The organism is Paraburkholderia ferrariae NBRC 106233 (assembly GCF_000685035.1).
Classification (GTDB): domain Bacteria; phylum Pseudomonadota; class Gammaproteobacteria; order Burkholderiales; family Burkholderiaceae; genus Paraburkholderia; species Paraburkholderia ferrariae.
Genome location: NZ_BAYB01000014.1, coordinates 175,328 through 199,408, shown reverse-complemented (window position 1 = coordinate 199,408; position 24,081 = coordinate 175,328). Strand labels below are relative to the sequence as shown.

22 protein-coding genes are annotated in these 24,081 nt (G+C 68.3%); 11 read left to right on the top strand and 11 right to left on the bottom strand.

Translation table 11 applies throughout. The features are described 5' to 3' along the window. Nucleotides 1-176: 176 nt before the first annotated feature. Nucleotides 177-632: a host attachment protein gene (locus tag BFE01S_RS45055; RefSeq protein WP_028226648.1), complete on the top strand. Its 456-nt coding sequence runs from the start codon at nucleotides 177-179 to the stop codon at nucleotides 630-632. Between the two features lie 123 nt (nucleotides 633-755). Here BFE01S_RS45055 and BFE01S_RS17595 read toward each other — a convergent pair whose 3' ends face one another. Together BFE01S_RS17595 and BFE01S_RS39080 are read right to left on the bottom strand one after the other, a co-directional pair. Continuing rightward, the gene (locus tag BFE01S_RS17595) at nucleotides 756-1,724 is read right to left on the bottom strand and encodes a quinone oxidoreductase family protein (protein ID WP_028226647.1); all 969 of its coding nucleotides are present in this window, start codon (nucleotides 1,722-1,724) and stop codon (nucleotides 756-758) included. Nucleotides 1,725-1,929: 205 nt separating this feature from the next. Continuing rightward, a complete protein-coding gene (locus tag BFE01S_RS39080) occupies nucleotides 1,930-2,877 on the bottom strand; it encodes an MBL fold metallo-hydrolase (protein WP_084170002.1) in 948 nt (315 codons plus the stop codon). 109 nt (nucleotides 2,878-2,986) lie between these two features. Between BFE01S_RS39080 and BFE01S_RS17585 the strand changes: the two genes are divergently transcribed. Genes BFE01S_RS17585 through BFE01S_RS17565 form a run of 5 tightly spaced genes read left to right on the top strand, consistent with a single transcriptional unit; the run spans nucleotide 2,987 to nucleotide 6,464 of the window. Next, the gene (locus BFE01S_RS17585; RefSeq protein ID WP_028226646.1) at nucleotides 2,987-3,322 is read left to right on the top strand and encodes an ArsR/SmtB family transcription factor; all 336 of its coding nucleotides are present in this window, start codon (nucleotides 2,987-2,989) and stop codon (nucleotides 3,320-3,322) included. After that, the gene (locus BFE01S_RS17580; protein WP_028226645.1) at nucleotides 3,319-3,819 is read left to right on the top strand and encodes a YeeE/YedE family protein; all 501 of its coding nucleotides are present in this window, start codon (nucleotides 3,319-3,321) and stop codon (nucleotides 3,817-3,819) included. The genes BFE01S_RS17585 and BFE01S_RS17580 overlap by 4 nt, the downstream gene beginning before the upstream one ends. A gap of 1 nt (nucleotide 3,820) precedes the next feature. Next, entirely contained in the window at nucleotides 3,821-4,273 is a 453-nt protein-coding gene (locus BFE01S_RS17575) for a YeeE/YedE family protein (protein ID WP_028226644.1), read from the top strand. 4 nt (nucleotides 4,274-4,277) lie between these two features. Then, complete coding sequence (locus BFE01S_RS39075; protein WP_042337864.1) at nucleotides 4,278-5,570, top strand: NAD(P)/FAD-dependent oxidoreductase; 1,293 nt, start codon at nucleotides 4,278-4,280, stop codon at nucleotides 5,568-5,570. Nucleotides 5,571-5,624: 54 nt separating this feature from the next. Beyond that, a complete protein-coding gene (locus BFE01S_RS17565) occupies nucleotides 5,625-6,464 on the top strand; it encodes a sulfite exporter TauE/SafE family protein (protein ID WP_028226643.1) in 840 nt (279 codons plus the stop codon). A gap of 3 nt (nucleotides 6,465-6,467) precedes the next feature. Here BFE01S_RS17565 and BFE01S_RS17560 read toward each other — a convergent pair whose 3' ends face one another. Both BFE01S_RS17560 and rarD read right to left on the bottom strand, forming a co-directional pair. Next, nucleotides 6,468-6,848 (bottom strand): DUF5594 family protein, encoded by a 381-nt coding sequence (locus BFE01S_RS17560; RefSeq protein ID WP_028226642.1) that lies wholly within the window; start codon nucleotides 6,846-6,848, stop codon nucleotides 6,468-6,470. 199 nt (nucleotides 6,849-7,047) lie between these two features. Beyond that, nucleotides 7,048-7,938: an EamA family transporter RarD gene (rarD, locus tag BFE01S_RS17555; RefSeq protein ID WP_028226641.1), complete on the bottom strand. Its 891-nt coding sequence runs from the start codon at nucleotides 7,936-7,938 to the stop codon at nucleotides 7,048-7,050. Between the two features lie 297 nt (nucleotides 7,939-8,235). On the opposite strand from rarD, the gene BFE01S_RS17550 reads away from it, so the two are divergent. Beyond that, nucleotides 8,236-9,024 carry a sulfite exporter TauE/SafE family protein gene (locus BFE01S_RS17550; protein WP_028226640.1) on the top strand — a complete coding sequence of 263 codons (789 nt, stop codon included), beginning with the start codon at nucleotides 8,236-8,238 and terminating at the stop codon, nucleotides 9,022-9,024. A 70-nt stretch (nucleotides 9,025-9,094) separates the two neighbouring features. On the opposite strand, the gene BFE01S_RS17545 is transcribed toward BFE01S_RS17550, so the two are convergent. After that, the gene (locus BFE01S_RS17545) at nucleotides 9,095-9,355 is read right to left on the bottom strand and encodes a hypothetical protein (RefSeq protein WP_028226639.1); all 261 of its coding nucleotides are present in this window, start codon (nucleotides 9,353-9,355) and stop codon (nucleotides 9,095-9,097) included. Between the two features lie 246 nt (nucleotides 9,356-9,601). Next, entirely contained in the window at nucleotides 9,602-9,955 is a 354-nt protein-coding gene (locus tag BFE01S_RS17540) for a BON domain-containing protein (protein ID WP_028226638.1), read from the bottom strand. 592 nt (nucleotides 9,956-10,547) lie between these two features. Here BFE01S_RS17540 and BFE01S_RS39070 point away from each other — a divergent pair. The 3 genes from BFE01S_RS39070 to BFE01S_RS39065 all read left to right on the top strand — a co-directional run bounded on the left by BFE01S_RS39070 (nucleotide 10,548) and on the right by BFE01S_RS39065 (nucleotide 14,095). Beyond that, the gene (locus tag BFE01S_RS39070; protein ID WP_042337863.1) at nucleotides 10,548-12,041 is read left to right on the top strand and encodes a TAXI family TRAP transporter solute-binding subunit; all 1,494 of its coding nucleotides are present in this window, start codon (nucleotides 10,548-10,550) and stop codon (nucleotides 12,039-12,041) included. Nucleotides 12,042-12,175: 134 nt separating this feature from the next. Continuing rightward, entirely contained in the window at nucleotides 12,176-12,844 is a 669-nt protein-coding gene (locus BFE01S_RS17530; RefSeq protein ID WP_028226637.1) for a 2-hydroxychromene-2-carboxylate isomerase, read from the top strand. A gap of 219 nt (nucleotides 12,845-13,063) precedes the next feature. Further along, on the top strand, nucleotides 13,064-14,095 hold the full coding sequence (locus tag BFE01S_RS39065; protein WP_042337862.1) for a LysR family transcriptional regulator: 1,032 nt from the start codon (nucleotides 13,064-13,066) through the stop codon (nucleotides 14,093-14,095). 191 nt (nucleotides 14,096-14,286) lie between these two features. On the opposite strand, the gene xdhC is transcribed toward BFE01S_RS39065, so the two are convergent. From xdhC to xdhA, 3 genes are read right to left on the bottom strand one after another with little or no spacing between them, the layout of a single operon-like run. After that, a complete protein-coding gene (gene xdhC, locus BFE01S_RS39060) occupies nucleotides 14,287-14,904 on the bottom strand; it encodes a xanthine dehydrogenase accessory protein XdhC (RefSeq protein ID WP_042337861.1) in 618 nt (205 codons plus the stop codon). 41 nt (nucleotides 14,905-14,945) lie between these two features. Then, a complete protein-coding gene (xdhB, locus tag BFE01S_RS17515; RefSeq protein ID WP_028226636.1) occupies nucleotides 14,946-17,300 on the bottom strand; it encodes a xanthine dehydrogenase molybdopterin binding subunit in 2,355 nt (784 codons plus the stop codon). A 31-nt stretch (nucleotides 17,301-17,331) separates the two neighbouring features. Further along, nucleotides 17,332-18,903 carry a xanthine dehydrogenase small subunit gene (gene xdhA / locus BFE01S_RS17510; RefSeq protein ID WP_028226635.1) on the bottom strand — a complete coding sequence of 524 codons (1,572 nt, stop codon included), beginning with the start codon at nucleotides 18,901-18,903 and terminating at the stop codon, nucleotides 17,332-17,334. Nucleotides 18,904-19,271: 368 nt separating this feature from the next. Here xdhA and BFE01S_RS17505 point away from each other — a divergent pair, with 368 nt between their 5' ends. Then, nucleotides 19,272-20,513: an MFS transporter gene (locus BFE01S_RS17505; protein WP_028226634.1), complete on the top strand. Its 1,242-nt coding sequence runs from the start codon at nucleotides 19,272-19,274 to the stop codon at nucleotides 20,511-20,513. A gap of 110 nt (nucleotides 20,514-20,623) precedes the next feature. On the opposite strand, the gene BFE01S_RS17500 is transcribed toward BFE01S_RS17505, so the two are convergent. Both BFE01S_RS17500 and aspT read right to left on the bottom strand, forming a co-directional pair. Next, nucleotides 20,624-22,285 carry a bifunctional aspartate transaminase/aspartate 4-decarboxylase gene (locus tag BFE01S_RS17500; RefSeq protein ID WP_028226633.1) on the bottom strand — a complete coding sequence of 554 codons (1,662 nt, stop codon included), beginning with the start codon at nucleotides 22,283-22,285 and terminating at the stop codon, nucleotides 20,624-20,626. A gap of 67 nt (nucleotides 22,286-22,352) precedes the next feature. Continuing rightward, nucleotides 22,353-24,038: an aspartate-alanine antiporter gene (gene aspT / locus BFE01S_RS17495; RefSeq protein ID WP_028226632.1), complete on the bottom strand. Its 1,686-nt coding sequence runs from the start codon at nucleotides 24,036-24,038 to the stop codon at nucleotides 22,353-22,355. Nucleotides 24,039-24,081: the final 43 nt, after the last annotated feature.

Below are 24,081 nucleotides of genomic sequence, written 5' to 3'. Positions count from 1 at the left end.
ATTTTTCTCCCGAAAACTGGAAGGATGCTCGGCGGCGGTCCGGCCACGTTAGCAACCACGCATTCCCCGATCGCGCTACCCTTGGCATTCGTGGCGCGCATTCGCTCATCGCTCCGGCACACGGCCCTCCGGGCCACGCCGCGACGCGTTGTCGGGGCCAGGACCGGGAGGGAAACATGTCGAAAACGATCTGGATCGTCGTTGCCAACCGCGTGACTGCCCGCATTTTCGCGGCCGAAAGTCCGCTCGGCGGCATCGACGAAGTCGAAACCCTGCTGCATCCGGAGGGACGCCTGCCGGAGCAGGATCTCGTCAGCGACAAACCCGGGCGCACTTACGACCGCGCGGGGCCCGGGCGCCACGCCACCGCCCCCGACACCACCCAGCACGTGCACGAGGCCACGCTGTTCGCCGCGCAGATTGCGGCGGCGCTCGCCAAAGCGCGCACGGAAGACCGCTACGGCACGCTCGTGATCGCGGCGCCGCCGGCCTTCCTGGGCGCGCTGCGCAAGGCCCTCGACGCGCAGACGCAGAGCGTCGTGACGCTGGAGCTCGACAAGGATCTGGCGCACCTCGACGCGCGCTCGCTGCGCGCCCATCTGCCTGAACGGCTGGTACGCCGCGAGACGTAGTGCGCGGGAGTGGTGCGTAAGAGATGCCGCGGAGATACCGCAGGGCCACCGCGCGGATAGCGGCGCATACAAGGGCTGCGGGCGGCAGACGCGTGCCGCCCGCCCCCTTCTCCGCACGCCTCATCAGGCCATTTCGATCACCACGCGCCCGGGCGTGCCGCCCGCCACCGCCTCATAGGCTTCGCGCGCGCGTTCGAGCGGAAAGCGCCCGGCAATCACGGGCGCCTCGAAGTGGCCCGCGTCGAAACCTTCGCCGATCGCCCGCATCGTCGGCGCCGAATCGGCCACGCCCAGCTTCGCGCTATCGGCCCCGAAAAGCTGCGTTTCGTTGTGATAGAAGTCGATCAGATCGAAGTCCACGCGCCGCTTGCCCGTGGCGCTGATTTCCACCACCCGGCCGCGGCGCCTGACGAGCGCGAGCGCGGTTTCGAACACCACGCCGCCCACGGTGTCGTAGACCACGTCCGCGCCCGCGCCGTCCGTGAGTTCGCGCACGCGCGCCACCGTGTGCTCGTCGAGCGGCACGAAGGCGTCGATGAGGCGCGCCGCCGGCGAGCCGGCCAGCGGCGCGTAGCGCGAGACGCCGATCACGCGCGCGCCGCGCGCCCGGGCGATCTGCACGGCCGCGCCGCCCACCCCGCCCGAAGCGCCGATCACGACGATCGTCTCGCCCTTCGCCACGCGGGCGTAATCGACGGTGCCGAGCCACGCCACGACGAAGTTCACGCCGATGGACGCCGCCTCGGCATGCGAGAGCGTCGCCGGCTTGCGCGCGAGCGCGGCCACCGGAATCTCGATGAATTCGGCATGCGAGCCGTTGCGCGTGAAGCCGATGTCGCCGCCCGTGCCCCAGACCTCGGCGCCGATCCACTCGTTGGGGCCGGCCACCACCACGCCGCTGAAATCGCGGCCCGGCACACGCGGCACCACGGTGTGCCCGAAATGGCCCGAGACGTTCTTTACGTCGCTCGGGTTCACCGAAGCCGCCTTCACCTGCACCAGCGCATGACCGGCGGCGGGGGCGGGGGTGGGGAGATCGACGCATTCGAGCACGTCGGGCTTGCCGAAGGACTGGAACTGGATGGCTTTCATGGCGCCTCTGCGTGAGATGGGTGTCAAGCGGCGGCCATGCCGTTCAGGGGGCCGCGCGCTATCGAAGAGGAAGCCAGTCTAGATGTCCGCTCACCGATTGGGTGGACAAGCGCTTTCGAGTTTCGGACAAGGTGCGGGGCAGAGGCAGAGGCAGAGGCAGGCTGAAGTCAAGGCGCCGGCAAGCACGGCGCCCGCGGCCCCGCCCTCACAGCGCGTTGAGCGGAATCTTCAGGTAGCGCACGCCATTGCCTTCGGGCTCCGGCATGCGTCCGGCGCGAATGTTCACCTGGATCGACGGCAGGATCAGGTTGGGCATGGACAGCGTGCGATCGCGCGCGGTGCGCATTTCGACGAAGGCATCCTCGCTCACGCCGTCGTTCAGATGGATGTTGCCGCTGCGCTGCGCGGCCACCGTGGTTTCGAAACGGGGCTCGCGGGTGGCGGGCGGATAGTCGTGGCACATGAAGAGGCGCGTCTCGCCCGGCAGGTCGAGCAGCCGGCGCACCGAGCGGTAGAGCGTGTGCGCGTCGCCGCCGGGGAAGTCGCAGCGCGCGGAGCCCACGTCGGGCATGAACATCGTGTCGCCGACGAACACCGCGTTGCCGATCTGGTAGGCGAGATCGGCGGGCGTATGGCCCGGCACGTGCATCGCGCGGGCGACGAGGCTGCCCACCTGGAAGGTCTCGCCGTCCTGGAACAGATGGTCGAACTCGCTGCCGTCGCCCGCCACCACGCCGCCGAGGTTGAACACCTGACTAAAGACGCCCTGCACCGCGCGGATGTGTTCGCCGATGGCAATGCGGCCGCCCAGTTGCGACTTCAGATACGGCGCCGACGACAGATGATCGGCATGCGCATGCGTTTCGAGCAGCCATTGCACCGTGAGGCCGTGCTCGCGCACGAAGGCGATCACGCGGTCGGCCGATTCCGTGGAAGTGCGGCCCGACTTCGGGTCGTAGTCGAGCACCGGATCCACGATCGCGCAGGCCGAACCGGGCCCCGCGTGCACGACATAGGTCACGGTGGCGGTGACGGGATCGAAGAAAGGCTCGACGAGGGGCGACTGAGCGGAGTTGGGCTGATGCGCGGACGCCTGGCCGGCCGGATGGGCTGCTGAATGGGCAAGGGGATGGGCGGCGGAACTGCGGGACATGGGGGGCTCCCTGCAACGGAGTAGTTCATATATTGAAACACATATTATGAATTGATATAATGTTTGTCAACAAATTGACAGGCGCCCATCCCGCCGATCCGCGCGACAAATGAACTCACCGCTCACGCCCGCCGCCCTCGCCGCCCTGCGCGAATCCGCCGAGAAGTGCTGCGCACTCCTCAAGGCCCTCGCCCACGAAGACCGGCTGCTGCTGCTCTGCCAGCTCACCGAGGGCGAGCGCAACGTCGGCGAGCTGGAAGCGCTCGTCGGCGTGCATCAGCCGAGCCTCTCGCAGCATCTCGGCGTGCTGCGCGAAGAGGGCCTCGTGCAGACGCGCCGCGAGGGCAAGTACATCTACTACAGCCTCGCGAGCCACGAAGTCATCCAGGTCATGCAGACGCTCTCCAGCCTCTACTGCGGCCGCCTGAAGGTGCGTCCGGCGTGAGCCCCGCCATCGACTTCGCGCATTTCACGCCGCTCGCCTCGCTCGGGGGCGGTTTGCTGATCGGCGCGGCCGCCGTGCTTTTGCTGCTGGGCAACGGGCGCATCGCGGGTATCAGCGGGATCGTGGGCGGACTTATCAGTGGCCTCTTCGGTGCCCTTTTCGGTGCCCTCTTCGGTACCCTTTTCGCGGGCGCCACGGGGGCCGCGCGCGGCGATCGCGCCTGGCGCCTCGCCTTCATCGCCGGTCTCTTCGCCGCGCCCTGGCTGTGGCGCCTCGCGGCCCCGCTCCCCGCGCCCGTCATCGCCGCTTCGCCCGTCACGCTGATCGTCGCGGGGCTGCTCGTGGGCATCGGCACGCGCTACGCCTCGGGCTGCACCAGCGGCCACGGCGTGTGCGGCATCGCGCGCGGCTCGCTGCGCTCCGTCGTCGCCACGCTCGCCTTCATGGCAGCCGGCTTCGCCACGGTCTATGTAGTGCGCCACCTGGCCGGAGGCTGACGTGCGAATCCTCAACGCGTTCGTGTGCGGCCTCGTGTTCGGCCTCGGCCTGATCCTCTCGGGCATGGCGAACCCCGCCAAGGTGCTCGCCTTCCTCGACCTCGCCGGCCACTGGGACCCGTCGCTTGCCTTCGTCATGGCCGGGGCGGTCGTGCTCGCCGCCCTCGGCTTTCGCCTCGCGCGCTCGCGCGGCACGCCGATGCCGTCGCCCGCGGGCCGCCGCGTCGATGCGCGGCTCGTGGGCGGCAGTCTGCTGTTCGGCCTCGGCTGGGGGCTTGCGGGCTTCTGCCCCGGTCCCGCACTCGTCAGCGCGGGCAGCGGCCAGCCGCGCGCGTGGCTCTTCGTTGCGGCCATGCTCGCGGGCATGGCGCTGTATGCCGCCCTCGAGGGCCGGGGCCGGCAAGCGGCCGGAAAAGAGCCGCCCCGGGCCACCGTCTTTGATCAGGAGTCTTGAATCCATGTCCATCGCCCCGCTCGACGCACGCCACGCCAGCGCCCACCCACCCGCGTCCGACGCCCCCACCGCCACCTACGACATCGTCGTGATCGGCGGCGGGCTCGCAGGCATCACCGTGACGTCGAGCCTGCTGCGCCGCACGCGCGACCTGAGCATCGCGATCGTCGAGCCCAGCGACGAGCACTTCTATCAGCCCGCGTGGACGCTCGTCGGCGGCGGCGCCTTCGACGCGAAGAAAACGCGCCGTCCGACGGCGAGCGTGATCCCCCCTGGCGCGACATGGCTGCGCACGGCGGCCATGCGCGTCGAGCCTCAGGCGAGCCTCGTGCGCCTCGCCAACGGCGAAACCATCGCCTATCGCCACCTGATCGTGGCAACGGGGCTGCGGCTCGCGTGGGAGCGCATCGCGGGCCTCGAAGCCACGCTCGGCAAAAACGGCGTCACCTCGAACTACCGCTACGACCTCGCGCCCTACACGTGGCAACTCGTGCAGCAGATGAAGGGCGGCACCGCGCTCTTCACGCAGCCCGGCATGCCGATCAAATGCGCGGGCGCGCCGCAGAAAGCGATGTACCTCGCCTGCGACCACTGGCGGCGCAGCGGCGTGCTTTCGAAGGTGAAGGTCGAATTCGATCTCGCGGGCGCGGTGCTGTTCGGCGTCGCGACCTTCGTGCCGCCGCTCATGGAATATGTGAAGCGCTACGACGCGAAGCTCGCGTTCTCCTCGAATCTCGTCGCCGTCGACGGACCGTCGCGCACCGCCACCTTCGAAACGAAAGACGCCAACGGCAACGCGGCGCGCGTGGAAAAGCGCTTCGACATGATCCACGTCGTGCCGCCGCAGGTGGCGCCCGACTTCATCCGCGAAAGCCAGCTTGCGGACGAAGCCGGCTGGTGCGAAGTCGATCACGCGACGCTCCAGCACCCGCGCTATCCGAACGTGTTCTCGCTCGGCGACGTGTGCTCGGCGCCCAACGCGAAGACGGGCGCGGCAGCGCGCAAGCAGGCCGTGATCGTGGCGGAGAACCTGCTCGCCGCGCGCGCGGGCCAGCCGCTCTTGTACCGCTACGACGGCTACGGCTCGTGCCCGCTCACGGTCGAGCGCGGCAAGGTCGTGCTCGCCGAATTCGGCTATGGCGGCAAGCTGCTGCCCACCTTCCCGCTCGACCCCACGCAGCCGCGCCGCCTCATGTGGTTCCTCAAGGCAAGCGTGCTGCCGCGCTTCTACTGGTCGGGCATGCTCAAGGGCCGCGAGTGGTTCACGCGCGCGTCCGCCGGCGAAACCCAGTCTTAACCCCAGTCTAAAACCCGGCATCAGATTCATCGTCAAGCCGCTCACGAGGCACGCATGCTGCACCCCGCTCTTGTCCCCAGCGCCGCGCTCGGCGCGTTCGTCGGGCTCATCCTCGCCTTGACGGGCGCCGGCGGCGCGATCATCGCCGTGCCGCTGCTCGTGTTCGGGCTCGGGCTCGAAGTCGCGCAGGCGGCCCCCATCGGGCTGCTCGCGGTGGGGCTTTCCGCGGGCGTGGGCGCGCTGCTCGCGCTGCGCGAAGGCAAGGTGCGCTACAAGGCGGCCGCGCTCATGGCCGCATGCGGCGCGCTGGTCTCGCCCTTTGGCCTGTGGGTCGCGCATCGCGTGCCCGACGCGCCGCTCACGCTCGCCTTCGCCGCCGTACTGGCCATGGTCGCCGTGCGCATGTTCCGCCAGCGAAGCGGGGCAACGCATGGCGGCCCCGAGCTCGCGCCTTCGGGCCTGCCGTGCCGCCTGAACGCCGAGCGCGGCAAGCTCGACTGGACCGCGCCCTGCGCGCGGGCGCTCGCGCTTTCGGGCGCGCTGTCCGGGTTCCTTTCGGGATTGCTGGGGGTGGGCGGCGGTTTCGTCATCGTGCCGGCGCTCAAGCGCGCCTCCGATATCCCCATGCAGGGCATCGTGGCCACGTCGCTCGCGGTGATTGCGCTCGTTTCGTCGGCGGGCGTGGCCGCGTCGGCGGCATCGGGACACATGCTCTGGGCCGGCGCGCTGCCGTTCGCGGCCGGTGCGCTCGCGGGCATGCTGGGCGGGCGCGGCGTGGCGCATCGCGTGAGCGGGGTGCGGCTGCAACAGTCGTTCGCCGCGTTCGCGGGGTGCGTGGCGATCGGCATGGCCGTCAAGGCCGCGCTCGCCATGCACGCTTCGGGCTGGTTCTGAGGCTCAGCCCTCGAAGTCCAGCCCGCCGATCAGCACTTCCGGCTCGCCCTGCGTGCGCGAAGTAAAGTCGATCGGCCGCGCCGTCTCCCACGAAGCCATCTTGCGCACGAGCGCCTCCAGGTAGTGCGCGAAGCGCACGTCGCCGCCGGGCTCCATCAGGCGCTCGATCTCTTCGATGTCCCACGTGAGCGAGACGTTCAGCGGATACGCATAGGGGTGCCGGTTCGCGCTCGCCTCGCCGGTAAGGCGCACGCGCGTAGGGTGTCCGCGCCCTTCGCACGGCACGATCTCCACGCGCACCGCCGGGCCGAACCGGCTGCCGAGCGCCGCGGCAATCTGCGGTACGAACGCCTCCTCGAAGCGATGGATGGCCTCGGTGCTCATGCGTGTCTCACTCCATGGGTCGTTGGGGATTATGCGCGCGAGGCGGCGTACGGATCACGCGTGGGTCACGTATGAATCACGTGTGAGTCACGCATGGATCGAGAACGGAGCTCGAACCGGCCGCGCATCGGAGCATCGTACCGCGCGCGAGCCGGCGCACTCAATCCTGCGATGCAGCGCCTGCGCGCTTGCCCGCGGTTCAGGCAGCCCCCCGTGCCACGCGCGCCGACACCGAACTGCGCAGCCCTTCGAACGAATAGAGCGCGAGAGCGATCCAGATCGCGCCGTAACCGGCCGCGCGCACCGGTCCGAACGGCTCGTGATACACCAGCACGCCGGTCAGCAGTTGCAGCGTGGGCGTGACGTACTGAACGAGGCCCAGCGTCGAAAGCGGAATCCGCCGCGCGGCGGCCGCGAACAGCAGCAGCGGGATCGCGGTAACGGGCCCCGCGCAGACGAGCAGCAACTGAAATGCGAGCGGCGCATGCCCGAAATGGCTCGCCCCGCTCAACCCCAGCGCGCTCAAATAGACGAGCGCCACGGGAAAGAGCAGCAGGGTTTCGAGCGTGAGCCCTTCGAGCGCGCCGAGTTGCGCCGTCTTGCGCAAGAGCCCGTAGCCGCCGAACGTGACGGCCAGCGCGAGGCTGATCCAGGGCAGCGCGCCATTGTGCCAGGTGAGCCAGGCGACGCCCGCGGCAGCCACGCCCACGGCGCCCCATTGCAGCGGCCGCAGCCGCTCGCCGAGAAACGCATAGCCGAACAGCACGTTGATGAGCGGATTGATGAAGTAGCCGAGGCTCGCTTCGACGATATGCCCGGCGTTCACGGCCCAGATGTAGATGCCCCAGTTCGCCGAAAGCAGCACGGCGCTCGCCGCGAAGCGGCCAAGAAGGCGCGGATTGCGCAGCACGGGGCGAAGCCAGCGCCAGTGGTGCCGCACGAGCAGCACGGCGAGCACGAACAGCAGCGACCAGGCCATGCGGTGCGCGAGCAGTTCGAGGGCCGGGATCTGGTGCAGCGTCTTGAAGTAGATCGGGAAGAGCCCCCAGAGGACGAAGGCGAGAAATGCGTAGAGGATGCCGGGATTCATGGTGGTCGCGTGATGGTCGCGCCGTGATGGCACAGGCGCCGGATTCTGTCCGCTCTGCGCCGGCGCGCCGGTTTTGCGACAATACGGGATTTTCGCCGCCGGGCCTTGCCGCTGTCCAGCCTGACGCGCCACTTACGGTGCGCGCCGGACGGTCAGGCAACCGTCATGACGGCCGCCTTCCTTGACTAACCCGACCAGGCCTCGCGCCTGGCTCGCCTGACCAGCCCATAACACCGGCCCATAACCGGCCCATAACCGGCCCTCAACCAGCCCTTCAACCGGCCCGCAAAGCGCGCGATGCACCTGCCCCCTATCGAACCGCTGTATATGCTCTCCGGCCTGTGCGTCGGCTTTCTTGTCGGCCTGACCGGCGTGGGCGGCGGCTCGCTGATGACGCCGATCCTCGTGCTCATCTTCAAGATCCACCCGGCAACGGCCGTGGGCACCGACCTGCTGTACGCCGCGGCGACCAAGTCGGCGGGCACGCTCGTGCACGGGCTCAAGGGTTCGGTGGACTGGCGCATCACCCTGCGGCTGGCCGCCGGCAGCGTGCCCGCGGCCACGCTCACGCTGATCCTGCTGCACCGCTACGGCATGGACACGCCGCGCGCCGGCCATCTGATCCAGGTGGTGCTGGGCGCCGCGCTCCTCGTCACCGCCGTCGCCCTGATCTTTCGCCCCCAGCTCGCCGCCTTCGCCGCGCGCCACCGCCGCGCGCCGGGCGAGGCGCGCACGCTCCTGCTCACCATGCTCACGGGGGCCGTGCTGGGGGTGCTGGTGTCGCTGACCTCGGTGGGCGCGGGTGCGATCGGCGTGACCGTGCTGCTGCTGCTCTATCCCGCACTTTCGACCGTGCGCATCGTGGGCTCGGACGTCGCGCACGCCGTGCCGCTCACGCTGCTCGCGGGAGCGGGGCACTGGCTGCTGGGGTCGATCGACTGGTCGATGCTGCTCTCGCTGCTGTGCGGGTCGCTGCCCGGCATCGTCGCGGGCAGCCTGCTCTCGTCGCGCGCGCCCGAGCGGCTCCTGCGCGTGCTGCTCGCAGCCACGCTCACGCTGGTCGGCGTGCGGCTCGTGCTGAGCTAAGGCGCGCTGCGCGGGCGCGGGACGACGAAGGCCCGCGCGGGGCCGTAAAACACGGCCGCAAAGCCAGGCTTCAAGCGTGCGGCGCGAGCCGGAAGAAGCGGCTGTTCAGATCGGTTTCGAACTGGCGCAGCCATTGCCCGCGCGCGTCGATGCGGTACGCCTGGGCCCAGGCGCCGCGCCGCACGACGACAAATTCGCCGTGGGCCGGATCGTTGGGGTCGGTCTCGCCGCTCACGTCGAAGTGAATCGGCGCGAAGCCGTGGCGCGCACACGCGAGTTCGAACGCGGCGCGATCGACGAGCGGCAGGTCGGTGTAAGTGTGAATAGCCATGGCGGTGTCCGGCGATGAGGCCGCATGCGGCCCCGGGTTCTTGCACGTCATATTTACGGTATACGCCGTTTCCCGCGAAAGCTATGTGTCAGTCCGCACTCAATCCCGACAGGCGGCACCCGTAGCTGCATTTACGCCTATATTCTGGCGCGCATCGCCTGGCGGCATCCCTCCAAAAAAAACGGGCCCCGGCATGCGCCGGAGCCCGTTGTCCTGCCGCCACGCCCCGCAAAGGGGGCGCCGCGCTTATTGCTGCATCACGGTCAGCTTGTTCGCGACCGACTTCACGCCCGGCACGCCCTGAGCGACCTGGCCCGCCTGGTCGATCTGCCCCTGGTTCGGCACCGTGCCGGTGAGCGTAACGTTGCCGCCGCGCGAGCGCACGGCGACGTTCGAGACGTCAAGACCTTGCGCCTTGGCAAGCGCCTTGCGCACCGTGTAGCCAAGCTTGCGGTCCGCCTTCTTCGGCGAAGCCGCAGCCGGTGCCGCCGTGGTGGCAGCCGCGCCGCTCGAGGCGGAGTTGTCCTGGGCATAGGCGCTGCATGCCACCGTGACACACACCGCTGCGCCCAGCGCCTTCAGAAAATTGACCGATTTCATGTTTTCTCCTTGTTGCTCCGCTTGTTGCTCCGAATAGGACCGCCTCCCTGCGCCGCCCGATGGCTCGAATGCCACCGGCCGGCCACGGTTGGACGGCTTCTTTACGACTTCCGCCGGACGGCCCGGCCCGTGCGTGTAGGCACGAATGCGGACTGCCGTGGCTGGTACACGAGTGCGAGTGGCAAGGATGAAAGACACGCGGGGCGCCACGCCCCCCTGGAGGCCCGGCTGCCCGCCCGCTGCGACGCCTGCGCGCCCGTTATAGTGTGTGCGGCGGCCCGACGCTTCGCCAAACCGGCGCAAGACCAGTCTGGCGGGCTTGCCGGGCGTCCCGCATGAAGGCGCGGCATGTTTGCCGCAGCGGCGATGCACAATTTAGCCTGGTCGCGCGCCGAGCGCAAAGGGTTTAGCGCAGGTTCGGCGCGGCTTCGGCACGATTGCGCCCCAATGCGCTCACGCCGCCCGCGTCATGGCGCCGCGAGGGCGAATCTCATGTACCATCGCCGGGTGGAACCCGCGCCGGCCCGTCCGGCAGCCGGTATCCGAGCCCCGCCCCCATCCGCAAGGCATTGCCGAGGCCCGCACTCCCCCGATGAAGTCCCCCACCGGCCGCAAACCCCGTCCCCGCCTCGTCGCGCGTTTCGTGGCGATTTCGTGGCGCGACCTGGCGCTGTCGTTCGGCCCGATCCTGCTCGTGAGCCTTGCCGCCATCTGGCTCGCGGTGCGTCTCATCCAGCCCGCGCCGCCCAGCACGCTCACCATGAGCGCGGGCCCGAAGGGCAGCACCTTCTGGAACGCGGCGCAAAAGTACAAGACGATCCTCGCGCGCAACGGCATCACGCTGAACGTGCTGGAATCGGAAGGCTCGGCGCAGAACCTGCAGCGCCTCGGCGACCCGAAGTCGAACGTCGATGTCGCGTTCGTGCAGGACGGCCTCGCGAGCAAGGTGCCCGCCGGGCTCATTTCGCTCGGCAGCGTGGCCTACGTGCCGCTCGCCGTGTTCTATCACGGCCCCGTGGTGACGCGGCTCTCGCAGTTCGAAGGCAAACGCCTCGCCATCGGCGCCGAAGGCAGCGGCACGCGCGAGCTCGCGCTCGCGCTGCTCAAGGCCAACCACATCGAGCCGGGCGGCGCGACCACGCTGCTGCCGCTCTCGGGCGACGACGCGGCGCGCGCGCTCGTGAACGGCACCGTGGACGCGGCCTTCCTCGCGGGCGACTCGGCCCAGCCGCCGGTCATGGGGCGCCTCCTGCGCATGCCCGGCGTGCGCTTCTTCGACTTCGCCCAGGCCGACGCCTACGCGCGGCGCTTTCCCTACCTCACGGCCATCACGATCCCGATGGGCGCCTTCGACTTCGCGCGCAACCTGCCCGCGGCGCCGATGTACATGGTGGCGCCCACGGCCGAACTGGTCGCGCGCGACTCGCTCCACCCGGCGCTCTCGGACCTCCTGATCGAGGCGGCCAAGGAAGTGCACGGCCGCGCGACGCTGTTGCAGCGCGCCGGCGAATTCCCGGCCCCGCGCGCCCAGGACTTTCCGATCAGCGACGACGCCGCGCGCTACTACAAGTCGGGCAAGAGCTTCCTCTACCGCGTGCTGCCGTTCTGGCTCGCGAGCCTCGCCGACCGGCTGCTCGTGGTGCTCGTGCCGATCGTGGTCGTGCTGATCCCGGGGCTGCGGCTCGTGCCGTCGCTGTACGCGTGGCGGGTAAAATCGCGGATCTACCGCTGGTACGGCTCGCTGATCGCACTGGAGCGCGCCTCGATGGCCGACACCTCGCCCACCGAACGCCGCGCCCTCCTGCGCCGGCTCGACGCGATCGAGGACTCGGTGAACGGCATGAAGATGCCGCTCGCCTATGCGGACCAGTTCTACGTGTTGCGCGAGCACATCGGCTTCGTGCGCCAGCGCCTCGTGCAGCCTTCGGCACGCGAGCCGGACGAGCCGGATGAGGCTGGGGACGCCGCCGACCCGGAGACCGCCGCCGCGCAGTCGGCACAAGCGGAGCAAGGGGCACCGGCGGCGCCGCAAGACCGCGGCCAGGAGCCCGGCGCGGACCGCCCCGGCACGATGCGCCCGGAGTGACACCGATGGCGCGCACGGCCGCCAGCACGCATGATCGCGTGGCGGAGCACGAGATACGCAGGCAAGCAGCAATTCGAAACAAGGGGCCGCTCACCGGACGGCCCGCATAAAGCGCTTTAAGCGGGAGGAACAGCATGATCAGCGGCATCGACATCAGTGGCATCGACGCCAGCCGGCCGCAGTGGTTTTTCGATTTCGTCTCGCCGTTCTCGTACCTGCTGCTCGAGCAGCGCGACAAGTGGCCGTCGTTCGACTTCGTGCCGTGCCCCGTGCTGCTCGTCGACCTGTATCGCCACTGGGGGCAGCCGCTCGGCGGCGCGGTTCCGGCCAAGCGCATCTTCACCTACCGTCACGCGCTCTTTCGCGCGGACCAGCTCGGCATTCCGTTCAAGATGCCGCCGGCGCACCCGTTCGACTCGACCAGGGCGATGCTGCTCGCCATCGCCGCGGGCGGCGAGTTCGCCTGCGTGCGCGAAATCTTCCGCTTCATCTGGCGCGAGGGGCGCGATCCGTCCACCGAGGAAGGCTTCGAGCAACTGTGCGAACGTGTGGGCATCGCGCACGGGGAAGCGCTCATCGAAGAGGAATCCGTGCGGGCCCAATTGCGCCGCAACACCAACGACGCGATCGCGATGGGCGTGTTCGGCGTGCCCACGTTCTGGATGAACAAGCAGCTCTTCTGGGGCGAGGACGCGCTGCCGATGGTGCTGTACTGCGCGCGCACGCCGAACTGGCTCGATTCGCGCGAGGTGAAGCGCATCAGCTCGCTGCCTTCGGGAATCGGGAAGCCGAACGCGCAGTGAGGGGGACGCCCGGTCGCGGCGGGCGGCCGAGGCGTGGTCGAAGGCCGGAGAGCGGCCCGGCGGGGCCCGGGCGGCCCTCCTGATCCCGGCCATACCGCGCAGCCTATGGCGTCCTCGCGCGCGTCGGCCTATGGTTATGGCTGAGCCGGTGCGCACGCGAAGACGAAGCGGCCGGCCGCATGCGGGTTTCCCGCCTGCGCTTCACCGATACCCCCTTACATGGACGACACCGCCCTCACCCTGGACATCTGGCTCGTGCGCGTACTGCGCACGCTGCTGGTCGAGCGCAGCGTCACGCAAACGGCGCTGCGGCTGAACCAGACCCAGCCCGCCATCAGCACCGCGCTGCGGCGGCTGCGCGAGATCCTGGGCGACCCGATCCTGGTGCGCGGCAAGGCCGGCATGGTGCCGACCGAATACGGCGAGTCGCTCCTGCAGCACGCCCAGCGCGTGCTGCGCGACGTCGATTTCGTCTCCACGCCGCACGGCGACTTCGACCCGGCCCGCTCGAAGCGCACCTTCCGGGTGGCGGCGCCGGACTACCTCAACGACTTCTTCATGCCCACGCTGATCGCGTGCTTTCGCGAGGCGGCGCCCGCGGCGCGGCTGGAGATCCTCTCGCTTTCGCCGACGCTCGACCACTACGCGTCGCTCGACGCGGGCGAGCTCGACATCGTGATCGGCAACTGGCCGAAGCCCGACGCGCGCTTCGCGAAGAGCGACCTGTTCGCCGACAAGGTGGTGTGCATGATGCGCGCCGACCATCCGCTCGCGCGCGAGCCGCTCACGCGCGAGGCCTACCTCGGCGCCGCGCATCTCGCGCCTACGCCGTACACGGGCGCCAACGCGGGCGCGATCGATCTGGGCTTCGCGAAGGCGCGCGCCGAACGGCGCATCGTGGCCACGCTGCCCTACTTCGGGCTCGTGCCGCAGGTGCTGCTGCAATCGGACCTGGTGTTCACGACCACGCGCCGCTTCGCCATGCACTATGCGAGCCTCATGCCGCTCGCCGTGATCGAGCCGCCCATCGCATTTCCGCGCATACGCAGCTATCAGATGTGGCACCCGCAGCCGGACCGGCCGAGCGACGTGGGGTGGCTGCGCGATCTCATCGACCAGGTGTCGAAGACGCTCACCGAGCGGGGCGCTACGAAGACCAAAGCGAAGGCGGCCCAACGCGCCGCCCGTACCGCCGACTCTGCCGGCTCCGCGGGCACGCCGCGCTCGCCGGCCAAACCCGCGACGGCATGAGGCACAATTAAGCGCACGTAAGCGCAAGCAGGCACGGACAATGGTATCTAGCACCGCCCTGCCGGACCCCGCAAGCAAGCCGCGCAAGAAATAGAAAACGGGCGGCATGTTGCGCCGCCCGTTCCCTTCCTCTGTGCCGTCTGCCCGCATCTGCCGGCGTACGTCCCCGTGCCGCGCCTCAGACCCGACGCTCAGACGCGCGCAAACATCGCCGTCCTCGCCTGCACGCTCGCCCCTCGCGCGCCACCCGCCTCGGCGCCGAGCGGCACGCGCAGCTGCATGAGCTGCGCGGCCACGGCCACCGCGATGGAGGACGGCGCCTTGTCGATAATGCCCGGCACGCCGATCGGGCACACCATCTCGGCCAGGCGCTCCGCGCCAATGCCGCGATCGAGCAGGCGCCGCTCGAACTTCACGCGCTTCGTCTTCGAGCCGATCAGCCCGAACCACGCGAAGTCGCGCCGCCGCATGATGCGCTCGGTCAGTTCGAAGTCGAGCGCGTGGTTGTGCGTCATCACGATGAACCATGCGCCGGGCGGCGCCTCGTCGACGATGGCGGCCGGCGTGTCGGTGGCTTCCACCTGCACGTTCGCAGGCACTTCGTCCGGGAACAGCTCGTCGCGCTCGTCCACCCACTGCACCACGCACGGCAGCATGCCGAGCAGGCGCACGAGCGCATGGCCCACGTGCCCCGCGCCGAACAGCACCACGTGCATCGGGCCGTAGTGCGGCACCGGCGTGCTGCGGCGGCCGATGATCACGCGCCCCGTCGCATCGACGCTCACGCAACGATCCGGATGACGATTCATGTCGGGCTCCTCCCTCGAAGTGCCTTAGCGGCGCCGGCCCGTCAGCCGCGCGCTGCCGTGCGCACCGCGCGCACCGCCCTGAGGATTTCCTCGGCCGTGGCGGGCGCATTCATCGGCGGATTGAAGCGGTAGTCGCCCACGCTCGCCACCGCGTCGCGGATCGCGAAGAACACCGAGAACGGCAGCAGCAGCGGCGGCTCGCCCACGGCCTTCGAACGGTGAATGCTGTCTTCCGCGTTGCGGTTCTTGAACAGGCGCACGTTGAATTCGGGCGGCGTGTCGTTCACCGTGGGGATCTTGTAGGTGGACGGTGCGTGCGTCATCAGCTTGCCGTCCGGCTTCCACCAGAGCTCTTCGGTGGTGAGCCAGCCCATGCCCTGAATGAAGCCGCCTTCCACCTGGCCCACGTCGAGCGCCGGATTCAGCGAAGCGCCCACGTCGTGCAGCGCATCGGCGCGCAGCACGCGCATTTCGCCCGTGAGCGTGTCGATCACCACTTCCGAAATGGCCGCGCCATACGAGTAGTAGTAGAACGGGCGGCCGCGCAGCGTCGCCTGATCCCAGTAGAGCTTGGGCGTCGCGTAGAAGCCGTCCGACCAGAGCTGCACGCGCGCCACGTAGGCCTTCGCGACCAGCGTTTCGAACGAGACGATCTCGCTGCCGACGACCACATGATCGTTCGCGAAGCGCACGTCCGCGGCGCTGACGACGCCCTTGCCGTACAGGTTCGCGGCGAGCGCGCCGAGCCGCTCGCGCAGCTGGCGCGCGGCATCCTGCGCGGCCTTGCCGTTCAGGTCCGAGCCGGTGGAAGCCGCCGTGGCCGAAGTGTTCGCGACCTTGCTGGTGTCCGTGGCCGTCACGCGCACCCGGCCGAAGTCGATGCCCAGTTCGTGCGCCACGACCTGCGCGACCTTCGTGTTCAGGCCCTGGCCCATTTCGGTGCCGCCGTGGTTCACGAGCACCGAGCCGTCCGTGTAGATGTGCACGAGCGCGCCGGCCTGGTTGAAGTGCGTGACGTTGAACGCAATGCCGAACTTCACGGGCGTGAGCGCAATGCCCTTCTTCAGCACTTCGTTGTTCGCGTTGAACTCGCGAATGGACGCGCGGCGCGCGCGGTAGTCGCTCGTCGTCACGAGTTCGTCGATCAGCTCGTGAATGACGTTGTCTTCGATCTCCTGGCCGTAGGGCGTGACGTTGTTTTCGGTCTTGCCGTACAGGTTGCGCTTGCGCACGTCGAGCGAATCGAGGCCGAGCGAGCGCGCCACGTCGTCCATGATGTACTCGATGGCGAACGCGCCCTGCGGGCCGCCGAAGCCGCGGAACGCCGTGTTCGACTGCGTGTTGGTCTTGCCGCAGAAGCCCGAGATGGCGACGTCGGGCAGCCAGTAGGTGTTGTCGAAGTGGCAGACGGCGCGCGTCATCACCGGACCCGAGAGGTCGGCGGAGAAGCCGCAGCGCGACGTCATGTCCACCGAAACGCCTTCGATCACGCCGTCGTCGTCGTAACCCACTTCATAGGTGTAGTGGAAGTCGTGGCGCTTGCCCGTGATCATCATGTCGTCGTCGCGGTCCGGACGCAGCTTCACGGGGCACAGCAGCTTCCACGCGGCAAGCGCCGCGCAGCACGCGAAAATGCCCGACTGCGATTCCTTGCCGCCGAAGCCCCCGCCCATGCGCCGGCATTCCACCAGCACGTTGTGCGAATGCACGCCCAGCACGTGAGCGACGAGGTGCTGCATTTCGCTCGGGTGCTGCGTCGAGCACCACACGTGCATGCCGTCGTCGTCCTTCGGCACCGCGTAGGCAATCTGGCCTTCGAGGTAGAACTGCTCCTGGCCGCCCAGCAGCATTTCGCCTTCGTGGCGATGCGCGGCACGCGCGGCGCGCGTGGCGGCGTCGCCGCGGCCGAGCTTCATCGGCGGCAGCACGAACTGGTTCGCCGCGCGCGCCTGCTGCGCCGTGAGCACGGCGGGCAGTTCTTCATAGGTCACTTCGGCGCGGCGCGCGGCCTGGCGCGCCGTGTCGTGCGAAGTGGCCACCACGATGAACATCGGCTGGCCGACGAACTGCACCACGCCGGCGGCGAGCACCGGGTCGTCGTGGATGATCGGGCCGCAGTCGTTCACGCCCGGAATGTCTTCGGCAGTGAGCACCGCAACGACGCCCGGCGTCGCGCGCACCTTGTCGAGGTTCATCGAGACGATGCGCGCGTGGGCCTTCTGCGAAAGCCCGAGCGCCGCGTGCAGCGTGCCCGCGACAACCGGAATGTCGTCGGTGTAGGTCGCCCGGCCGCTTACGTGCAGGTGCGCCGACTCGTGCGGACGCGACACGTGAACCTGGGTGAAATCGTCGAGGGCCTGCGCATCCTTCAGGAACGGTTCGGCTTGCTGGTTCATTGTTTCGTTCTCCTTCTCGGTTCCTGATGGCTCAGACGGCCTCGGCAGCACCGGCCGCCAGCACGGCGCGCACGTTCACGGCCTGCTGGGCGAGCGGGTTGTGCGGGCGCGTTTCCAGCCAGAAGCGATACAGCGTGTTCTTTGCCGCCTCGATGCGGTATTCGTCGGTGGCGCGCATATCGGAAAGCGGCGCGTAGTCCTTGCCGAGTGCGATCATCGCGGCCTGCGCCGTGGCTTCGTGCCATTGCGCATCCGCCAGCACGCCTTCGGTATGCGTCGCGCGTTTGGGCGTCGCCGCCATGCCGCCGAACGCGATGCGCGGTTCGCGGATCGTCTCGCCATCCGCGATGAAGGCAAAGGCGGCGCACACGGCCGAGATGTCCGAGTCGAAGCGCTTCGAAATCTTGTAGGTGCGGAACTGCAGGTTCTTGCGCGCGCCCGTGCGGGTGGGCACCTTCAACGCGAGCACGAACTCGTGTTCGGCCATGTCCTTCTTCTGGTACGCGAGGTAGAGGTCTTCGAGCGCCAGTTCGCGCGTCACGTCGCCGCCGCGCAGCACGACGTGCGCGCCGAGCGCGATGAGGCCCGGCATCGAGTCGCCGATGGGCGAGCCGTTCGCGACATTGCCGCCGATCGTGCCCGCGTTGCGAATCGGCAGCGAGGCGAAGCGCTGCCACATTTCGTTGAGTTCGGGGTAGTGCTTCGCGAGCTCGGCATAGCCGCGCTCGACGGTGACGCCCGCGCCGATCTCGATCCAGTCGCTGCCCACTTCGATCTGGCGCATCGCTTCCACCTGGCCCACGTAGACGATGTCGCCCAGCTCGCGCATCTGCTTCGTGACCCACAGGCCGATGTCGGTGCTGCCGGCCAGGATGCGCGTGGCGGGGCGCGCCGCCTTGATCGCGGCGAGCGCATCGACGCTGCGCGGCGCGTCGAACTGCTGGCCCTTGTGTTCGTAGTGGAAGGTGTCCCCGCGCTCGATGGTGGCCAGCGTGCGCGCGAGGGCTTCGACATCGACGGGCCGTTTCGGCGCGCCGGCCTGGAACATGCGGTCGGCGGCGTCGAGAATCGGGCGATAGCCCGTGCAGCGGCACAGGTTGCCGGTGAGCGCGTTGGCAATCTCCTCGCGCGAGGGCACGGTGCAGGCGCCCTTGCCCGGGCAGCCGGCAGCGGCGGACGAAGCGGACGCGGCGGGCGCGCCGGCATGCTCGTGCCCGTGCTTCTCGTAGAGCGCCCACATCGACATGACGAAGCCCGGCGTGCAGAAGCCGCACTGCGAACCGTGGCAATCGACCATGGCCTGCTGGACGGGATGCAGCGAGCCGTCCGGCTGGCGCAGGTCTTCGACCGTGAAGAGCGCCTTGCCGTCGAGCGTGGGCAGGAACTGGATGCACGCGTTGACGGCCTTGAAGCTCACGCCGCCCGCCTCGTTGCGCTCGCCGACGACGACCGTGCACGCGCCGCAGTCGCCTTCGGCACAGCCTTCCTTGGTGCCGGTGCAGTGCGCGTCTTCGCGCAGGTACTGGAGAACGGAGCGGGTAACGCCCGCGCCGCTGACCTCGCGGATCGCGTTGCGGTGGTAGAAGCGGATCGGCTGACTCATGATTTCTGACTCGTCTGGGTGTACGTGCCCGCAACGACTGCTGGGCACGCTTCTGTGGACGGTTCGAACGCTATCACCACCAATATTTACAACCCATAGGCGCAGGTGCATGGGGGATATATCGTTGAATCGATAAATCGGCCTGTCGCGCGGGGTGTTGGCTTATGTCGGCGTATACCGGTATGGCCGATTATCCGCAAAAATATCGTCAACACACGATTTCAGCCATTTCGTTTTAAAATCGGGGCACATGTCGCGGGCCTCTCCGGCTCGTTTCTGTGGCCAAAACCGCTTTTCAACGACTGCAGAAGAACCGGTTCCATGGGACAATCACGCCTTCCCTGCCGTCTTCCATCCGCATTTTCCCCATGTCCGCTGATTCGGCGCCTGAGCGCAGCGCGTTTGCAACGACCTTGCAGATCATTCCCGTCGTCTTTTTCACGTTCCTCTGCTATTTGACCATCGGCATCCCGCTCGCGGTGCTGCCGGGCTACGTCCATAACGACCTCGGTTTCAGCACCGTCGTGGCGGGCGGCGCCATCAGCGTGCAGTACCTCGCCACGCTCGCCTCGCGCGCGCTCGCCGGCCGCTCGGCCGACACGCTCGGCCCCAAGCGCACCGTCACGCTCGGCCTGATCGGCTGCGGCGCGAGCGGCGTGCTGCTCCTGCTCGCCACGCTCGTCGCGCACTGGCCCGCGCTCTCGCTCGCGCTGCTCGTGGCGAGCCGCCTCCTGCTCGGCTGCGGCGAAAGCCTCTGCGGCACCGGCGCGATCCTCTGGGGCATCGGCCGCGTGGGCACCGCCAACAACGCGCGCGTGATCTCCTGGAACGGCATCGCCACGTACGGCGCGCTCGCCATCGGCGCGCCGCTCGGCGTGGAGTTCGCGCATTACCTCGGCTACTGGACGCTCGGCGTCGCCGTGGTCGGGCTCGCCGCGCTCGGCTACTGGCTCGCGCGCCCCATCGCGCCCGTGCCGGTGGTGCACGGCGAACGCCTGTCGTACCGCAGCGTGTTCATGCGCGTGTTCCCGCACGGCATGGGCCTCGCGCTCGGCTCCGCGGGCTTCGGCTCGATCGCCACCTTCATCACGCTCTTCTACGCCGCGCGCCAGTGGCCCAACGCCGCCTTCACGCTGACCGTGTTCGGCCTCATGTTCATCGGCGCGCGCCTGTTGTTCGCCAACACGATCAAGCGCTTCGGCGGCTTTCGCGTGGCCATCGCGTCGTTCTCGTGCGAATGCGCGGGGCTGCTTTTGCTGTGGCTCGCGCCGGTGCCGCACGTCGCGCTGGCCGGCGCCGCGCTCACGGGCTTCGGCTTCGCGCTGGTCTTTCCGGCGCTCGGCGTGGAAGCGGTCGGTCTGGTGCCGGCCGCCAGCCGCGGCGCGGCGCTCTCCGCGTACTCGGTGTTCCTCGACCTCTCGCTCGGCATTACCGGCCCGCTTGCCGGCTATGTCGCGAACCTGTTCGGCTACGGCTCGGTGTTTCTCTTCGCTGCCATGGCCGCGGCCGCGGCGGTCGTGCTTTCGGCGTCGCTGCACCGGCGCAGCGTGCGCGACGCGCAGGCGGCCGCCTCGGTGGCCGGCGCACCGGCCGCCACAGGCGCCGAATGAAAAAAACGCCGCACGGCCTTGCTTGCCGGTGCGGCGTTTCCGCATGAATTTCCGCATGAAGACGGGGGCAGCAGCACGGCTTCCGCCGAGCCCCCGCCTCACGCCGAGCCCTACTTCTTCACGGTCTTCACCGCAGCCGGATCGAGCTTCTTGCCGGTCGCGGCGTTGTACTTCTGCACCCACTCCTCGGTGAGCTTGCGCACCGCGCGGCCGATCTTGCGATAGTCCGACTCGTTCAGGTTCGCCAGCGACACGCGGCCCGACGGATGCGGCGTGCCAAAGCCCATACCCGGCAGCAGCACGACGCGCGCGTCGCTCGCGAGACGGAACAGCAGCTCGTTCGGCTTCACCTGCTTGAGCAGCCAGTCCACGAAATCGCGGCCGAAGAGTTTCTCGCCCAGGTATTCCATGTCGAGAATCGTGTAGTAGTCCACCTGATTCGGGTCGCTCTCGTCGTAGGCAATGCCCATCTCCTCGAAGAGCGCGCGCTTGCGGTTGCGGATCAGGCGCTTGAGCGCATTCTTGTACGCGTCCGGCGTGTCCATCAGCGAAAACAGCGAGAAGAGCACCATCTGCACCTGCTGCGGCGTCGAAAGACCGGCCGTGTGATTCAGCGCCACCGTGCGGCTGTCGGCCACGAGGCGGTCGATGAACTTGAGGTTGTCCGGCTCGGTGGTGATCGACTCGTAGCGCTTGTGCAGGATCTTCTTTTCGTCCTTCGGCAGCTTCGCGAGCAGGTGGTCGAGCACGTTGTCGCGATGCGTGGCGATCGCACCGAGGCGCCAGCCCGTCGCGCCGAAGTACTTCGAATAGGAGTACACAAGAATCGTGTTCTTCGGCGCGAGCGCGAAGAGCGAGACGAAGTTGTCGGCGAAGGTGCCGTACACGTCGTCGGTCAGGAGGATGAGGTCCGGACGCTCCTTGATGATCTCGGCGATGTATTCGAGGCTCTCGTCGTCGATCTTCACCGAAGGCGGATTGCTCGGGTTCACGAGGAAGAACGCCTTGATCTTCGGGTCGCGCAGCTTGTCGAGTTCCTTCTTCGAGTACTGCCAGTCGTTCTCGACCTTGGCCTCCACGTGCACGACGTTGAGCTCGTAGTCGTTGAGTTCCGGAATCTCGATGTACGGCGTGAAGATCGGCATGCCGAGCGCGATGGTGTCGCCCGGCTTGATGAGGAAATTCTCGCGCATCGTGTTGAAGATGTACGTCATCGCCGCCGTGCCGCCTTCCACGGCGAACACGTCGAACTCGCCGACGAACGGATGCTTGCCGACCATCTCGCGGCGCAGGTACTGGCCGACGATGATCTCCGAAAGCCTGAGCATGCGGTCCGGCACCGGATAGTTGCAGGCGAGAATGCCTTCGCACATTTCGTAGAGGAAGTCGCCCGCCGAAAGCCCGAGCTGGTCGCGCACGTAAGACACGGCGCCCGCCAGGAAATCGATGCCGGGCTGGCCCTTGTTCTCGCGCACGAAGAGGTCGAACCGCTCGACGATACCCACGCGCTGCGGGAAGCCGCCCACGCCTTCGGGCATGTAGGCGAACGAGCGCTCCGATTCGCGCATGGCGAAGAGGCCCAGTTGCCAGAAGCCGTGACGCGGAATGGTGGCGAGGAAGTTGGGGTTGCCGCGGCCGGCGTTGAGCATCGAGAAGTTGGCCGGGCGCTCGGCTGCGCCGCCGCCCGCCGCCTTGATCAGCTCGTCCTTCAGCTCGAACGGGCTCAATGCGTCGAGACCCGACTTTTCCTTCGCTTCTTTACCTTTTGCCATGGTGCATTTCTCCAGTGGAAGAAGGATGCGGGGCGCCGCCCGAGGGGCGCCCCGCCTGTCCTGAGCGTTATGCGAGACCGACCACGAGCGGCCCGAGCAGCGTGAGCAGCACGTTGGCGATCGCGTAGGTGATGGCGAACGGCACGGTCGGCACCGCGCTTTCGGCCTTGTCGAGCACGCCGCCGAACGCCGGATTCGCACTGCGTGCGCCGGACAGCGCGCCCGCGAGGATCGCCGCGTTGTTGTACTTCAGCACGTAGCGGCCGAAGAGCATCGTGAGGAGCAGCGGAACCATCGTCACGACCACGCCGAGCAGGAAGATCGTGATGCCGCTCTGCTTGACCGTCACCACGGCCTGCAGGCCCGAGTTCAGGCCCACCACGGCAACGAACGCCGCGAGACCGAAGTCCTTGAGCAGTTGCGAAGCGGCCGGCGGCATTACGCCGTACATCGGATGCTTGCCGCGCATCCAGCCGAACAGCAGGCCCGAGAGCAGGCAGCCGCCGCCCGAGCCGAGCGTGAGCGGAATGCCCGCCACGTTCACGACGATCAGGCCGATCAGCAGGCCGAGCACGAGGCCGACGCCCATGTAGATGAAGTCGGTCTTGTTGCTGTAGGCGAGTTCATAGCCCGCTTCCTGGACCGCGCGCTTCGTGTCGGTCGCGGTGCCGTAGATGGTGATCACGTCGCCGTGCTCGAGCTTCGTTTGCGGCAGCACGGGAACGGGCTGCCCCACGCGCTCGATCTTCTCGATGTACACGCCGTGGCGCATGTCGCGATCCACGTTCTTGCGCACCTCGGCGATCGTCGTGTGATTCATGCCCTTCTTCGTGAACACGAGCTGGCGCGTCTGCATCACGAGGCTCATGCCGCCCGAATCCGGCACCTCCGGCCCGATCAGCGCACCCACCTCGACCATCTGTTCGCGGCGCCCCACCACGAGCACGACATCGTCGCGGGAGAGCACGAAGTCGGGCGTCGCATCGAGCGCCTTGCCGGCGCGGCGAACCTTTTCGATGGCGACGAGATCCTTCTCGGCCGTCTCGAGCTGCTTGACCGTCTTGCCCGCGGCCGCCTCCACCTGGAAAACGCGGCCGAATAGCTCGGGGAGCGCCGTGACCTGGCCCGGCCCCGAAGCGTCGCCGCCGCCCGACATCTCCTTCTCCGCCTCGATCGAGGCCTCCTTGAGTCCCTGCCCCATGAACTTGGGCAGGATGTTCACGCAGACGATGATCGCGCCGAGCGAGCCGAACACGTAGGTCACGGCGTAGCCGATGGCGACGTCGGCCTGCATGGACTTCACCTCGGCGGGCGAGAGGCCGAGACGCGCGATGGCGTCGCCCGCCGTGCCGATGATGGCCGACTGCGTCATGCCGCCGGCCGCGAGACCCGCGGCGAGGCCCTTGTTGAGGTGAAAGAGCTTCGCGCAGATGATGACGGTCACGAGGCCCGCGACGGCCATGAACACGGCCATGGCGATCTCGCGCAGCGTCTTTCGGTTCAGCGAGTTGAAGAAGCCCGGGCCCGAGTCGTAGCCCACGGCATAGATGAACACGGCGAACATCACCGCCTTCACGCCGTTGTCCACCGTCACGCCCACCTGGCTGATCACGACGGCCGCGAGCAGCGAGCCGCCCACGCCGCCCAGCTGGAATTTCCCGAAGTTGATCTGGCCGACCCAGTAGCCGACCGCCAGTGACAGGAACAACGCTATCTCAGGCGATTTGTGAAAGATGTCATGTAGCCATTCCATCGTGCCCTCGCTGTGTGAATACTACGTACTGCTGTGGAAATGA

Excerpts from the sequence above, each read along its gene's own strand:
- BFE01S_RS45055 (WP_028226648.1), top strand. The coding sequence starts at position 177 with ATGTCGAAAACGATCTGGATCGTCGTTGCCAACCGCGTGACTGCCCGC.
- BFE01S_RS17595 (WP_028226647.1), bottom strand. The coding sequence starts at position 1,724 with ATGAAAGCCATCCAGTTCCAGTCCTTCGGCAAGCCCGACGTGCTCGAA.
- BFE01S_RS39080 (WP_084170002.1), bottom strand. The coding sequence starts at position 2,877 with ATGTCCCGCAGTTCCGCCGCCCATCCCCTTGCCCATTCAGCAGCCCAT.
- BFE01S_RS17585 (WP_028226646.1), top strand. The coding sequence starts at position 2,987 with ATGAACTCACCGCTCACGCCCGCCGCCCTCGCCGCCCTGCGCGAATCC.
- BFE01S_RS39075 (WP_042337864.1), top strand. The coding sequence starts at position 4,278 with ATGTCCATCGCCCCGCTCGACGCACGCCACGCCAGCGCCCACCCACCC.
- BFE01S_RS17565 (WP_028226643.1), top strand. The coding sequence starts at position 5,625 with ATGCTGCACCCCGCTCTTGTCCCCAGCGCCGCGCTCGGCGCGTTCGTC.
- BFE01S_RS17560 (WP_028226642.1), bottom strand. The coding sequence starts at position 6,848 with ATGAGCACCGAGGCCATCCATCGCTTCGAGGAGGCGTTCGTACCGCAG.
- rarD (WP_028226641.1), bottom strand. The coding sequence starts at position 7,938 with ATGAATCCCGGCATCCTCTACGCATTTCTCGCCTTCGTCCTCTGGGGG.
- BFE01S_RS17550 (WP_028226640.1), top strand. The coding sequence starts at position 8,236 with ATGCACCTGCCCCCTATCGAACCGCTGTATATGCTCTCCGGCCTGTGC.
- BFE01S_RS17545 (WP_028226639.1), bottom strand. The coding sequence starts at position 9,355 with ATGGCTATTCACACTTACACCGACCTGCCGCTCGTCGATCGCGCCGCG.
- BFE01S_RS17540 (WP_028226638.1), bottom strand. The coding sequence starts at position 9,955 with ATGAAATCGGTCAATTTTCTGAAGGCGCTGGGCGCAGCGGTGTGTGTC.
- BFE01S_RS39070 (WP_042337863.1), top strand. The coding sequence starts at position 10,548 with ATGAAGTCCCCCACCGGCCGCAAACCCCGTCCCCGCCTCGTCGCGCGT.
- BFE01S_RS17530 (WP_028226637.1), top strand. The coding sequence starts at position 12,176 with ATGATCAGCGGCATCGACATCAGTGGCATCGACGCCAGCCGGCCGCAG.
- BFE01S_RS39065 (WP_042337862.1), top strand. The coding sequence starts at position 13,064 with ATGGACGACACCGCCCTCACCCTGGACATCTGGCTCGTGCGCGTACTG.
- xdhC (WP_042337861.1), bottom strand. The coding sequence starts at position 14,904 with ATGAATCGTCATCCGGATCGTTGCGTGAGCGTCGATGCGACGGGGCGC.
- xdhB (WP_028226636.1), bottom strand. The coding sequence starts at position 17,300 with ATGAACCAGCAAGCCGAACCGTTCCTGAAGGATGCGCAGGCCCTCGAC.
- xdhA (WP_028226635.1), bottom strand. The coding sequence starts at position 18,903 with ATGAGTCAGCCGATCCGCTTCTACCACCGCAACGCGATCCGCGAGGTC.
- BFE01S_RS17505 (WP_028226634.1), top strand. The coding sequence starts at position 19,272 with ATGTCCGCTGATTCGGCGCCTGAGCGCAGCGCGTTTGCAACGACCTTG.
- BFE01S_RS17500 (WP_028226633.1), bottom strand. The coding sequence starts at position 22,285 with ATGGCAAAAGGTAAAGAAGCGAAGGAAAAGTCGGGTCTCGACGCATTG.
- aspT (WP_028226632.1), bottom strand. The coding sequence starts at position 24,038 with ATGGAATGGCTACATGACATCTTTCACAAATCGCCTGAGATAGCGTTG.